A 13,557-nucleotide genomic window follows, 5' to 3' on the forward strand; every position below is an offset into this window, starting at 1 on the left:
GAACATACCCTCCTGCCCCGAACGGCTACTCGGCTCATGCCACCGAGGCGCGCGAGTCCCCCAGCACGAGCACCGTCTCGGCCGACCCCGGATTGTCCGGCATGGCGTCAGCGGCGATCATCGCCTGCAGGTCGGCGAGTCCGGTGGTATCGAGCGCCTCGATACCGGCCCGATCGCCGAACAGGTGGGTCACCCACTCCTGTGCCAGCAGCGTCCCCGTCACCACGGCGGCGTGCCCGTTCTCGACGCACGGCGCCAAGACCATCGACGCGCCCGCCACACCGGCGGCCACCGGCTCGACGAGGGCCGTGAAGCTGTCCACGGCGCTGTGGCCGAAGGTCCTGGCCTCGAAGGTGAGGTCGGCGTCGGCGCGCACCCGCGCACCCGCCGTCGCGAGTTCGTCGTAGCTGCGGGTGCCGTCGGCGCCCACGAAGGCCGGGTCGCCGCCGCGCAACGCCCGGGTCCGGTCGGCGTAGGTGACCGGGCGAGCGGACTGGGTGGACAGTTCGGTCTCGATCGCCGGGTCGTCGAGCGAGATCCAGTCGACGCCACGGGGTTCACCGACCGTGATGGTCAGCTTCGCCGCGGGTTCTGCGGGCGACTCGGTACCGGTCACCGGGACCACCGCCGCGCCTGCCTTGAGGATCGCCCAGACCGCGACGGCCCAGTCGACCCCACGCGCGAGATCGACGGCCACACCGTCTCCCGGCCCGAAGCCACGGCCGATCAGCAGCCGGGCCAGGCGCGCGGAGCGCGCGTCGAGCTGTTCGTAGGTCAGCGCGTCGTCGCCCCAGACGAGCGCGGGGCCATCGGGGTCGTCCTCGGCGGCGGCGGTGAAGGCCTGCGCGAGAGTGGTGCCGCCTGATGGGACGCTCGGCGCGGGCGCCTCGGCCGCACCGGCGAGCAGCCGGGCGCGCTCGGACTCGTCGAGGATGTCGATATCGCCGATACAGATCTGCGGATCGGCGGCGACAGCGGTGAGGACGCGGGCGAAGCGGGCACCGATGCCGCGCACGGTGTCCTCGTCGAACAGGTCGGTGGCGTAGTTGAACAGCGTCACCAGCTCATCGGGCTCACCGGCGGCGGTGAAGCGCGGTTCGACATCGACCTGCAGGTCGAACTTCGCCGCGACCGCGGTGTCCAGCGCGCTCACGGTGAGACCGGGCAGTTCCAGCGCGGCCGCCTCGTTGTTGCCGAAGGTGAGCGCCACCTGGAACAGCGGGCTCTGCGCGCTGCCCCGACCCGGTGCGACGACCTCGGCGACCCGCTCGAACGGCAGGTCGGCATGGGCGAACGCGCCGAGGTCGGTCTCGCGCGCCACATCGACGGCCTCGTCGAAGGAGCCGGCCGGATCGAGGGTGGTGCGCAGGGTCAGGGTGTTGACGAACATCCCGACCAGTTCGTCGAGCGCCCGCTCACCGCGCCCGGCGACAGCGGTGCCGATGGCGATGTCATTGGTGGCGGACAGCCGACCGAGCAGCACGGCCAGTGCCGCGTGCACGACCATGAACAGCGACGACTTGTGCTCGCGCGCAAGATGATTCAGCGCGGCGTGTACCTCGGCGGGCAGGCGGAGCTCCGAGGTGGCACCGCGCAGGGTCGGGGCCGTCGGCCGTGGGCGGTCCTGCGGCAGCTCCAGCAGCGGTGGCACGTCGGCCAACTGCTCGCGCCAGTAGTCGAGTTGCGCCCCGGCCAGGGATCGCGGCTGATCGTCATCTCCGACGACCGCCCGCTGCCACAGCGCGAAGTCCGCGTACTGCACTTCCAGCGGCGTCCACGCCGGGCTCTGGTTCGCGGTCCTGGCCACGTAGGCGGTCATCAGATCGCGAGCCAGCGGCGCCAAGGACGCGCCGTCGGCCGAGATGTGGTGCACCACGACAACAAGCAGCCAGTCGGCCGAAGTCCCATCGGTGAGCAACCGCGCGCGCAGCGGAACCTCGCGCGTCACATCGAAGCCCGCACCGACCAATTCGGCCGCACGGGTCGAGATATCGGATGTCGTCTCGACCCGAAGCCCGCCGGGCAGCGCTTCGGCCACGGAGAGAATCCGCTGAACGGGCAAACCAGCGGCCACCACGCCGCCCGCGCCATCGGCCTGTCCGGAACCGGACTCGCCGCCGTCGAACCCGTCTGCCTCGTCGACCACGGGGAAGAAGGTGCGCAGCGACTCGTGCCGGTCGAGCACATCGGTGACCGCCGCCTCGAGCGCGGCCACGTCGAGCTCGCCGGTGAGCCGGATCGCGAAGGGGATGTTGTAGGAGCCCGACGTCGGGTCGACCTGATTCACCACCCACATGCGCTGCTGCGCCAGCGACAGCGGAATGTGTTGTGGCCGTTGCGCGGCGACCAGCGGCGGGCGGGCGCCCACACCGCCCGCGCCACCGATGCGCGCGGCCAGGGCCGATACGGTGGGCGTCTCGAACAGGTCGCGAATGGCCAGGTCGGCGTCGAGCGCCTCGTTGATGCGGGCGATCGCGCGGGTGGCGAGCAGCGAGTTGCCGCCGAGGGCGAAGTAGTCGTCCTCGGCGCCGACGCGGGCCATGCCGAGCAGTTCGGCGAAGACCCCGGCCACGATCTCCTCGGCGGGGGTCGTGGGGGCGCGGAACTCGCCCGCGGTGAACGCCGGGGCGGGCAGTGCCGCGCGGTCGAGCTTGCCGCTCGGGTTCAGCGGGAAGCTGTCCAGCACCGTCACAACGGTCGGGACCATGTAGGTGGGCAGCGAGTCGGCGACAGCCGTCCGCAGCGCGGTGGGGTCGGGCTGCTCGCCCGGTCGGGCCACCACATACGCCACCAGGTGCTGGCCGGACACAGTGTCGAGCACCAGGGCAACCGCCTGGCTGATCGTGTCCTGCGCGAGCAGGGCGGTCTCGATCTCACCGAGCTCGATGCGCTGGCCACGGAATTTCACCTGGAAGTCGGTGCGGCCCAGGTATTCCAGCGCGGGCTCAGCCGAAGATCTGCCCCAGCGGACGAGGTCACCGGAGCGGTACATCCGCGCGCCGGGCTCGAACGGATTGGCGACGAACCGATCCGCGGTCAGACCGGGACGGGCGGTATAGCCGCGCGCGAGCTGGTCACCGGCGAGGTACAGCTCGCCGACCACGCCGGCCGGCACCGCGCGCAGGCGCGAATCCAGCACGTAGACACGGGTATTCCACTCCGGCACACCCATCGGCACCGAACCGCGATCGGCATCGCTCGCGGGCCAGCGCGTCACGGTGACGGCAGCCTCGGTGGGTCCGTACAGGTTGTGCACCCGGGCGGTGGACACGCGGGCAACGTCGGCCACGGTCTCGGTGGGCAGCGCCTCACCGGCGGCGAACACCGCCCGCAGGCTCGGCAGCGAACCGGCGGTGGTGTGCGCGGCGAAGACCGAGAGCATCGACGGCACGAAGTCGGTGAGCGTCACACCCTGCGCCGCGATCGTCTCGGCGAGATAGCGCGGGTCACGATGTCCGTCGTGGGTCGACACGACCAGCTTCGCGCCGGTCCGCAACGGCAGGAAATAGCCCCACAGCGACACGTCGAACGTGGCGGGCGTCTTCTGCAGGTACACATCCGACGGGCCGATCCCGTACTCGGCGCCCATGTAGGCCATCTGGTTGACGATCGCCGCGTGCGACACCGCCACGCCCTTCGGCCGCCCGGTGGAACCGGAGGTGAACAGGACATAGGCCGGGTTCTCGGGCCGAACCGGCCGGGCCAACTCGACAGGTGCGTCCGAGAACTGCTCGAGCGCAACGGAATCCACCAGGATCACCGGCACACCCGTCGGCACCTCGATCGCATCCGCGATGGTGCTCAACACCGCGGCGGGCGCGGCGGTATCGAGAATGTGCGCGATGCGATCGGCCGGATGATCCGGATCGATCGGCACATAGGCCCCGCCCGCGGCCACGATCGCGTACATGCCGACCACCAGGTCGAGCGAGCGCCGAATCGCGAGCCCGACCAGGGATTCGGGACCGACACCGTGGGTGATCAGCAGCCGGGCGAGCCGGTTGACCCGCGCGTCGAACTCCCGATAGGTCAGCTCCGCGCCCTCATAGGCGAGCGCCACCGCGTCGGGGTGCTCGGCCACGGCGCGCCGATAGCCGTCGAGCAGCAGTTCAGGGGCGAGTTCGTGGCGAGTGTCGTTCCACTGCACCAGGATCCGGTCCAGCTCGGCGGGATCCAGCAGCTCGATCGCACCGAGCGGCGCGGTGGGCGCGGCGACGATCGCGGCCAGCAATCGCTGGAACCGGTCGGCGAACCCGGCCACGGTCTCGGCGTCGAACAGGTCGGTGGCGTAGGTGAGCCCGACCGCGATGCCGTGCGGAGCGCCGTGGCGATCGGTGTCCTCCACCATCTCCCATTGCAGGTCGAACTTGGCGAACGGAATGGTCATCTCGACGCCCGCGACGGTCAGACCGGGTAGCTCGAGTTCCGTGCGTGCCATGTTCTGGAAGGCGAGCATCACCTGGAACAGCGGATGCCGGGCGGTCGAACGCGCCGGGTCGAGCAGCTCGACCAATCGCTCGAACGGCACGTCGGTGTGCCCGAAGGCCGCGACGTCGACCGCACGGGTCGAGGCGAGCAACTCTTCGAAGCTGCCTGCCGCGTCGACCTCGGTGCGCAGCACCAGCGTGTTGACGAACATGCCGATCACATCGTCGAGCGCGGCGTCGCCGCGACCCGCCACGGGGGTGCCGATCGCGATGTCGGTGCTGCCTGACAGCCGGGCCAGCAGCGCCGCCAGCGCGGCGTGTACCACCATGAACAGCGTCGAATTGTGTTCGCGGGCAAGCTGATCAAGCCCGGCGTGTACCTCGGCCGGAATACGGAAGTCCAGGCTCGCGCCACGGTAGGAGGCGGTGGCGGGCCGCGGTCGATCGGTGGGTAGCTCGAGCTGGTCGGGCACCCCGGCGAGCTGGGTGCGCCAGAAGTCGATCTGCGCGGCGAGGATCGACTCCGGGTCGTCCTCGGTCCCGAGCACCGCGCGCTGCCAGAGTGTGAAATCGGCGTACTGGACAGCCAATTCGGGCCAGCCCGGGGCGTTGCCCGCACTGCGCCCGACGTAGGCGGTCATCAGATCGCGGGTGAGCGGTCCCATCGACACACCGTCTCCGGCGATGTGGTGCATCACGCACACCAGCACGTGTTCGGTCGCGCTCAGGCGCAGCAGGCGCAGCCGCAGCGGCGGGGCGACGGTGACATCGAAGCCCGCGCCCACGGTCTCGGTGACCAGGGCGGCGACGGCGTCCGCGCCGGCGTCGTCGACCGTGAGGGTGGGCACGGCGCGCGGGTCCGACAGCGGCAGCACCAACTGCGTGCCGACCCCGTCGACCGGCGGATACATCGTGCGCAGCACCTCGTGGCGGGCCACCAGGTCGGTGACCGCGACACGCAACGCGTCGACATCGAGGGCACCCGACAGGCGCACCGCGATCGGCATGTTGTTCACGGCGCTGGCCGGGTCGAACTGGTTGAGGAACCACATCCGCTGCTGGGCGAACGACAGCGGGATCGAATCGGGCCGCTGCTGCGCCACCAGTTTCAGCCCGGTTCCGGAGCCGATGCGCTGTTCGACGCGCTCGGCCACCCCGGCGACCGTGCTCGCCTCGAACAGCACCTGTACCGCGATCCTGGTGTCGAGCGCGGCACCGATGCGCGTAGCGGCCTGCGCGGCCAGCAGCGAGTTGCCGCCGAGCTCGAAGAAGTCGTCGTCGGCGCCGACCCGGATCTGTTCCGGCGCACCGGCGGTGAGCAACTCGGCGAAGACATCGGCCACCACCTGCTGCACCGCGGTGGCGGGCGCACGGAACTCGCGCACCACGAACGCGGGTTCCGGCAACGCCTTTCGATCCAGCTTGCCGACGGGCGTCAGCGGAATCCGGTCCAGCACCATGATCGCGGCCGGAATCATGTAGCCGGGCAACGACTCCGCGAGGAACGCGTCGAGCGCGGCCACCTCCACCGTGGCGCCCGAGCGGGGCAGCACATACGAAACCAGTGCTGTCGCACCGGAGGGCAGGGTTTTGCCGAGGGTCGCCGCGAAGTCGATGTCGGGGTGCGCGGTGAGGGCGTTGTCGATCTCGCCGAGCTCGATCCGGAAGCCACGGATCTTCACCTGGAAGTCGGAGCGCCCCATGTACTCGATGACGCCGTCACCGGATTCGCTGCGCCGCACCAGGTCTCCGGTGCGGTACAGACGCGCGTTCGCGTCACCGGCTTCGGCGCCGAAGGGGCTGGCCACGAACCGTTCCGCAGTGAGCGCGGGACGGTTCAGATACCCCTGCGCCAGCGCGGGACCCGACAGATACAGCTCGCCGATCACGCCGGCGGGCACGGGCCGCAGCCGCGAATCCAGCACGAACGCACCGACACCGGCGATCGCGGCGCCGATCGTCACCAGCGCGGCCGGGTCCATCGGCGCGGTGCTGGTGGCCAGGATGGTGGCCTCGGTGGGGCCGTAGCCGTTGTAGAACTCCCGCTCGCCGACCGCCCAGCGGCCGACCAGTTCCGGACCGAACTTGTCACCGGCGACCACCACGACCCGCAGATCGTCCAGGTCCGCCGGATCGACCGATTCCAGCGCGCCCGGTGTGATGAGCATGTGCGAAACCTGTTCGCGGCGAAGCAGATCCGCGAGCTCGAAACCACCGAACACGCCGGGCGGCGCGATCACCAGGGTCGCGCCCGCGGTGAAGGTGAGCAGCAGTTCGAGCACCGACACGTCGAAGTTCGGCGAACAGACGTGCAGCACACGCGAGTCGGCGGCGACCCGATAGTGCGCGCGCTCGGCGGCGACCAGACCGGCCAGACCGGTGTGGGTCACCACGACGCCCTTGGGCTTGCCGGTGGAGCCCGAGGTGTAGATGACGTAGGCCGGGTGCCGCTCGTCGAGGGCGCGGATCCGGTCGGTGTAGGAGATCGGGTGCGCGGGCTCGGCCGCGATCTGTGCGGCCGTCTCGGCGTCGTCGAGCTCGAGCCAGGTCAGCGCCGTCCCGAGCACCTCGCGATGCGCGGTGGTGGTGAGCCCGAGTACCGCGCCGGAGTCGGACACGATGTGCGCGATGCGGTCGGCCGGATAGTTCGGGTCGACCGGCACGTAGGCGGCGCCGGTCTTGGCGATCGCCCACACCGCGAGCACGGAGTCGATCGACCGGGCGATGCCGATCGCGACAACGTCGCCGGGGCCGATACCACGGGCGATGAGCGCGCGGGCCAGCCGCGAGGACCGCTGATCGAACTCGGAATAGGTGAGCTGACGCTGGTCCGCCGGGTCACCCGTCGGGTTGAACCGCACCGCGACCTGATCGGCGGCCGACTCGACGGCACCCGTCAGCAACTGCCCGAATGTCGGACTGCTCGACCGGCGACGGCGATTACCGCGGGCAGAACGACGGGCAGTTTCCATTCGAGTTCATTCACCTCTCATCGCGTCCGCACATGCGGATGCCCCGCACCATGCAGATCGAGCCATCATATAGACCAACCGCATAGCGGCCGAGTCAGCGTGCCCCCATGACTCGGGGCCTAGAGGACTATCGACCCGGCCGACGTACGTGTTGCCCCCAGCAACAGCAAAGTGACGGGGTTCATATGAACCACCGTCACTCGCACTACGGAGAAATCTCCGCGTTCATCCCGCTCAGTGCGCGGAAGGACCCCACTCCAGCGGCACGCCCTTGGAGGCGAGGTAGGGAATCGGGTCCATCTTGGCGCCGCCCTGATCCCAGATCTCGAGGTGCAGATGCGGGCCGGTGGACTGGCCGCGGTTGCCGACGGTCGCGATGACCTGGCCCGCGTTGACCCGCTGGCCTTCGTTGACCAGCATCTCGTTGACGTGGCCGTAGACACCGGTGGTGCCGTCGTCGTGCAGCACGCGCACCCACAGACCGAAGCCGGACGCCGGGCCCGCCTCGATGACGGTGCCGCTGGACACGGACTTGATCGGGGCGCCGATCGAGTCGGCGAAGTCGATGCCGTAGTGCATGGCGCCCCAGCGCGAGCCGAAGCCGGAGCTGATCGGGCCCGCGACCGGGCGGGTGGCCTGCGGCGGCGCGACCTGATGCTGGATGCCCTGGAGGATGTCCTCGACCTGCGACAGCGGGCCGGAGATCTCGGGGGGCAGGTTGCCGATGCCGAAGGGCGCGGCGACCGGGGCGGCGATGGGCGCGGCGACCGCGGTCACCGGCGCGGGGGTCTCGACGTGCGCGGCGACCTGCTGCGCGGCGACGAGGTCGACATCCTGGCGCGCCGACTGGGGCGCGACCGATTCCTCGACGCTGTCGTCGTGGGTCGGCAGCAGCGGTGCGGCGAAGGCGAGGGCCGGGGCGATCTGGGCCGTGACGCCGACCAACGCGCCGGCGGCGACAGCGGCGCTGGCGGCGACCCGAACCCGATCGGTACGCGAGGACTCGGCGCGGTGCCTGCTCCTGCTCGGGCTCCGGCCATCCGCCGCGTGCGCAAGCAGAGCCTGCACGGAGATGGATTCGGGACCCACACGGTGCTGCGACAAGATCTCGTCCTAGCGTGCGACAACAAAGGAAAACGAAACCGGTCTGCGACCGGCTCGGAGACCACCTGGGCGTTCTCCGGTGCCGAACTTATGTGTAACGGTTCGGCATCCGTTGTGACGCGAACTCTACCCGGCCGTGACCATTCCGCAACCATCTGTCACGAAATCGCAGGTAGATGACGTGCCGCACAGTAACGATCACCGTGTTCGGCGCATCACACGCCCTGTCACCGGGCCTGAACACGCCCCTGACCGAGCAGACTCGACCCATGGTGATCGAGACCCTGACTGTCCCCATCGTCGCCGCGCCCATGGCGGGCGGGCCGTCCACACCCGAGTTGGTGGCCGCCGTCGCGGCCGCGGGCGGGTTCGGCCAGCTCGCCGCCGGATACCTCGGCACCGAGGCGGTGGCAGCGCAGATCGAGGCGACACGGGCCGCCACCACGGCGCCGTTCGGCGTGAACCTGTTCGCGCCGGGCGCGGTGGCCGATCCGGCCGTCTACGCCACCTACCTCGCCCGCCTCGGCGCCGAATTCCCGCTCGGCACCCCCGAGCACGACACCGACGGATGGGCCGACAAGCTGGATCTGCTCGTCGCCGATCCGGTCGCGGTGGTCTCGACGACCTTCGGCTGCCCCACCGCGGTGGAGGTGGACCGGCTGCACGCGGTCGACTCGGAGGTGTGGGTCACCGTCACCTCCCCCGCCGAGGCGCTGATCGCCGTCGAGGCGGGCGCCGATGTGCTGATCGCCCAGGGCGCCGAGGCGGGCGGGCACCGCGGGAGCTTCCTCGATGACCCCGCCGACGATCCGATCGACCCGCCCGGCCTACTGACGCTGATCCAGCTGCTCACCGCCGTCACCTCCCGCCCGCTCGTCGCGGCGGGCGGGATCGCCACCGGCGCCGGCGTGGCCGGGGTGCTCGCCGCCGGTGCGTCGGCGGCGCAGATCGGCACCGCGCTACTGCGCTGTCCGGAAGCGGGCACCAACGCCGTGCATCGGGGCGCGATCGGCACGCCGGAGCCGACGATGCTTACGCGGGCGTTCACCGGTCGTCGCGCCCGTGGGATCCGCAACGGTTTCCTCGTCGAACACACCGCCGACGCACCGGCCGCCTATCCCGAAATCCATTACGCCACTGCGCCATTGCGAGCCGCGGCGCGCGCGAGTGGCAACATCGACGAAGTGAATCTGTGGGCGGGGCAAGCGCATTCACTGAGCACCGGGCAACCGGCGAGCGAACTGGTCGCCGACCTGGCCGTCGACGCGAAAAGCGCACTCCGAAAAGCACTTTCGTCACGAATTCAGGGTTATTGACAACGAATTTCGTTTACACTCGGACCTGGCATCGGATCCCGCCGACCACCCCCCCAAGCAGGAGGAGAGCGCCATGTCCCTCGATGTTCCCGCCGCATTACTAGAACGCGCCGAACAGGGCGATATCGACGACGCCGAATTCGTCGAATGTGTCCGTACCTCACTGCCTTACGCCTGGGAGGTGGTGAGCCGGGTAGCCGAAGACCTGCGCGACGGCACCGACGAATACGCCGACAACCGGATCCCGCCGCCGGACGAGGTGGCTCGCGGACAGCTGCTGCGCGCGCTGGCCTCCGACGCCATCCGCGGCGGCCTGGAACGGCACTTCGGTGTGAAGCTGGCCTTCCAGAACTGCCATCGGGTCGCCGCCTTCCCACTGTCGGCAGTCGGCGGCGAAACCTACACCCGCTACATCAGCCCCCGCGCCCAACTCCTGAACCAGAGCCCCGAACTGCGCAACTGCTGATATTTTTGCGGCTGGCGCCGCGGTCGCGGCCCTTCGGGCCCCGATTCTTCCCTCCCGGCGGGCACTCCTTCGTCGCACCCTCTGGTCAGTCCAGAATCGGGCGGGCCGCGAAAATGCAGCACGCAAAACTAACGGCGGGCGTGGAAGTGCTTCCACGCCCGCCGTTTTGCTGTCCTACACCGTGACTACGTCGAGTTCACCCTCGGCGTACTGGGCGCGCAGGCGCTTCTTGTCGAACTTGCCGACGCTGGTCTTGGGCACCTCGGCGATGAAGGTCCAACGCTCGGGCAGCTGCCACTTGGCGAACTTGTCGGCCAGGTAGTCGCGCAGCTCGGTTGCCTCGGCCGCTTTGCCCTCGGTGAGCACGATGGCCACCAGCGGGCGCTCGTCCCACTTCTCGTCGGGCACGCCGATGACCGCGGCCTCCGCGACGGCCGGGTGGCCCATCACCGCGTTCTCCAGATCCACCGAGGAGATCCACTCGCCGCCGGACTTGATGACGTCCTTGGAGCGGTCGACCAGGGTGAGGTAGCCGTTGGCGCTGATCTTGCCGACATCGCCGGTACGCAGCCAGCCGTCATCGAATTTGTCCGGGTCGATCTCCGCTCCGGTAGGCGAGTAGTAGGAACCGGTGATCCACGCGCCGCGGACCTCGAGCTCGCCGAGCGACTCACCGTCGTTCGGGACGACCTTGCCGTCGTCGCCGACCAGCCTGGCCTCGACATTGGCCGGGAAACGACCCTGGGTGTAGCGGTAGTCCCAGGCATCGTCGGCGCTGACATCGGCGGGCGGGTGCGCGACGCTGCCCAGCGGGGAGGTCTCGGTCATGCCCCACGCGTGCAGGATGCGCACGCCGTGCTTCTCCTCGAACGCGCGCATCATCGCGGGCGGCACCGCCGAACCACCGACCACGGCGGTGCGCAGGTGCGAGATGTCCTGCGGCGCGGCGGCCAGCGCGGCCAGCACGCCACCCCAGATGGTGGGCACCGCGGCGGCGAAGGTCGGCTGCTGCGCGGCCATCATCTCCAGCAGCGGCCCCGGCTGCAGGAACCGATCCGGCATCAAAACGTTGGCGCCCGACATGAGTGCCGCGTACGGCAAGCCCCACGCGTTGGCGTGGAACAGCGGCACGATCGCCAGCACGTAGTCCGAGCCCTGGAAACCCATGCCGTTGGGCGAATTCACCTGCATCGCGTGCAGCCAGTTGGAGCGGTGCGAGTAGACGACGCCCTTCGGGTCGCCGGTGGTGCCGGAGGTGTAACACATCGCGGCGGCGGACCGTTCGTCGACGACGGGGAAGTCGAAGTCGGCGGACTGGGCGTCGAGCAGCTCGCGGTAGGAGTGCACGGTGACGCCCTCGGGCGCGGTGAGCGTGGCGGGATCGCCGTTGACGACGATCACGTGCCGCACGGTCTTCAGGTTCGGCAGGTACTGCGCGAACAGCGGCACCAGCGTGCCGTCGACGAGCACGACCTGGTCCTCGGCGTGGTTGGCGACGAAGACCAGCTGCTCGGGAAACAGCCGGATGTTGAGCGCGTGCAGCACCGAACCCATCGCGGGCACCGCGATGTAAGCGACCATGTGCTCGTTGTTGTTCCACATGAAGGTGCCGACGCGGTCGCCCTCTTCGATGCCGAGACCACGCAGCGCGTTGGCCAGCCGGGCCGAATCCGCGCCGAGCTCGCGGTAGGTCATGGTGCGAACACCGTCACCGGTCCATGTGGACACGGTCGAATCGCCCTGGAAAGTTGCGGCATAGTTGAGCAGTTTGGCCAGCGAGAGCTGGTCGTCCTGCATGGTGCTCAGCATCGGTGCTCCTTCAGTCCCTGCCATGGCATGAGCCACGTCACAACGGATGCTACCGAAAGGTAGGGGGCTCGCAATCGTTTCCCCCGACAACATTCGCGCAGGTCGGCTGATGCTCGAGTACCAGGCGACCACGAACGCGCCGGCTGACCATCGGTACCTCTATGGGTCCGAGGGCCGGCGCGTTCGACAGTGCGCATCGCGTCGACGACCAGTCCGCGGACGTGCTCGCGGGTTCCCTCTCGCCATGGCCAGTGATGTGAACGACGGATACTGTGACGAGCATGGCCGTTGACCGGATGCTGCCCACCGACGAGGCGCGCGAACTGATCGAACTGACCCGCGATATCGCCGACAAGGTGCTGGAGCCGCGCGTCGCCGAGAGCGAGAAGACCGGCGTCTTCCCCGAGGGCGTGTTCCCCGCGCTCGGCGCGGCCGGGTTGCTCAGCCTGCCGTACCCAGAGGAATTCGGCGGTGGCGAGCAGCCCTACGAGGTGTATCTGCAGGTGCTCGAGGAGATCGCGAGCCGCTGGGCCGCCATCGCCGTCGCCGTGAGCGTGCACGGCCTGTCGTGCCATCCGCTGTTCACCTACGGCACCGACGACCAGAAGCGGCAGTGGCTCGAAACCATGCTGTCCGGCGAAACCATCGGCGCCTACAGCCTTTCCGAGGCACACGCCGGTTCCGACGCGGCGGCCCTGCGGTGCCGCGCCACCCCCGTCGACGGCGGCTACACCCTCAACGGCACCAAAGCCTGGATCACCAACGGCGGCCGCGCCGACTTCTACACCCTGTTCGCCCGCACCGGCGAGGGTTCGCGCGGCATCTCCTGTTTCCTGGTCCCCGCCGACACCGAGGGCCTGAGCTTCGGCAAGCCCGAGGAGAAGATGGGCCTGCGCGCCGTCCCGACCACCACCGCCGCCTACGACGCCGCGTTCCTGCCCGCCGAACGCCGTATCGGCGAAGAGGGACAAGGGCTTTCGATCGCGTTCAGCGCGCTCGACGCGGGCCGCCTCGGCATCGCCGCCGTCGCCACCGGCGTCGCCCAGCGCGCGCTCGACGAGGCGGTCGCCTACGCCAAGGAACGAGAAGCCTTCGGCCGCAGAATCATCGACCACCAGGGCCTCGGTTTCGTCCTCGCCGACATGGCCGCCGCAGTCGACACCGCCCGCGCCACCTACCTCGACGCCGCTCGCCGCCGCGACGCCGGCCTGCCGTACTCACGCCAGGCGTCGGTCGCCAAACTGGTCGCCACCGACGCCGCCATGAAGGTGACCACCGACGCGGTCCAGGTCTTCGGCGGCTTCGGCTACACCCAGGACTTCCCCGTAGAGCGCTACATGCGCGAAGCGAAGGTCATGCAGATCTTCGAGGGAACGAACCAGATCCAGCGCCTGGTCATCGCCCGCCACCTCGCCGACAGCTAACAGGCAACGCGCTGATCAATACCGATCGGCATGTTTGGG

The 13,557-nt window shown here is 69.6% G+C and carries 6 protein-coding genes; 3 read left to right on the forward strand and 3 right to left on the reverse strand.

The window, feature by feature from the left end; genetic code table 11:
• Positions 1-34: 34 nt before the first annotated feature.
• Together NA12_RS09200 and NA12_RS09205 are read right to left on the reverse strand one after the other, a co-directional pair.
• On the reverse strand, positions 35-7,399 hold the full coding sequence (locus NA12_RS09200; protein WP_067448342.1) for a non-ribosomal peptide synthetase: 7,365 nt from the start codon (positions 7,397-7,399) through the stop codon (positions 35-37).
• 234 nt (positions 7,400-7,633) lie between these two features.
• A complete protein-coding gene (locus NA12_RS09205) occupies positions 7,634-8,503 on the reverse strand; it encodes a M23 family metallopeptidase (protein ID WP_243655039.1) in 870 nt (289 codons plus the stop codon).
• Positions 8,504-8,772: 269 nt separating this feature from the next.
• Between NA12_RS09205 and NA12_RS09210 the strand changes: the two genes are divergently transcribed.
• On the forward strand, positions 8,773-9,819 hold the full coding sequence (locus tag NA12_RS09210) for a nitronate monooxygenase (protein WP_084472555.1): 1,047 nt from the start codon (positions 8,773-8,775) through the stop codon (positions 9,817-9,819).
• Between the two features lie 73 nt (positions 9,820-9,892).
• On the forward strand, positions 9,893-10,285 hold the full coding sequence (locus NA12_RS09215; RefSeq protein WP_067448344.1) for an SCO5389 family protein: 393 nt from the start codon (positions 9,893-9,895) through the stop codon (positions 10,283-10,285).
• Positions 10,286-10,459: 174 nt separating this feature from the next.
• On the opposite strand, the gene NA12_RS09220 is transcribed toward NA12_RS09215, so the two are convergent.
• Positions 10,460-12,094, reverse strand: a complete 1,635-nt coding sequence (locus tag NA12_RS09220; RefSeq protein ID WP_067448346.1) for a long-chain fatty acid--CoA ligase — start codon at positions 12,092-12,094, stop codon at positions 10,460-10,462.
• A gap of 281 nt (positions 12,095-12,375) precedes the next feature.
• Here NA12_RS09220 and NA12_RS09225 point away from each other — a divergent pair, with 281 nt between their 5' ends.
• Positions 12,376-13,518, forward strand: coding sequence for an acyl-CoA dehydrogenase family protein (locus NA12_RS09225; RefSeq protein WP_067448347.1), 1,143 nt, complete (start codon positions 12,376-12,378; stop codon positions 13,516-13,518).
• Positions 13,519-13,557: the final 39 nt, after the last annotated feature.

This window comes from Nocardia alba NBRC 108234, assembly GCF_001612665.1.
Taxonomy (GTDB): domain Bacteria; phylum Actinomycetota; class Actinomycetes; order Mycobacteriales; family Mycobacteriaceae; genus Nocardia; species Nocardia alba.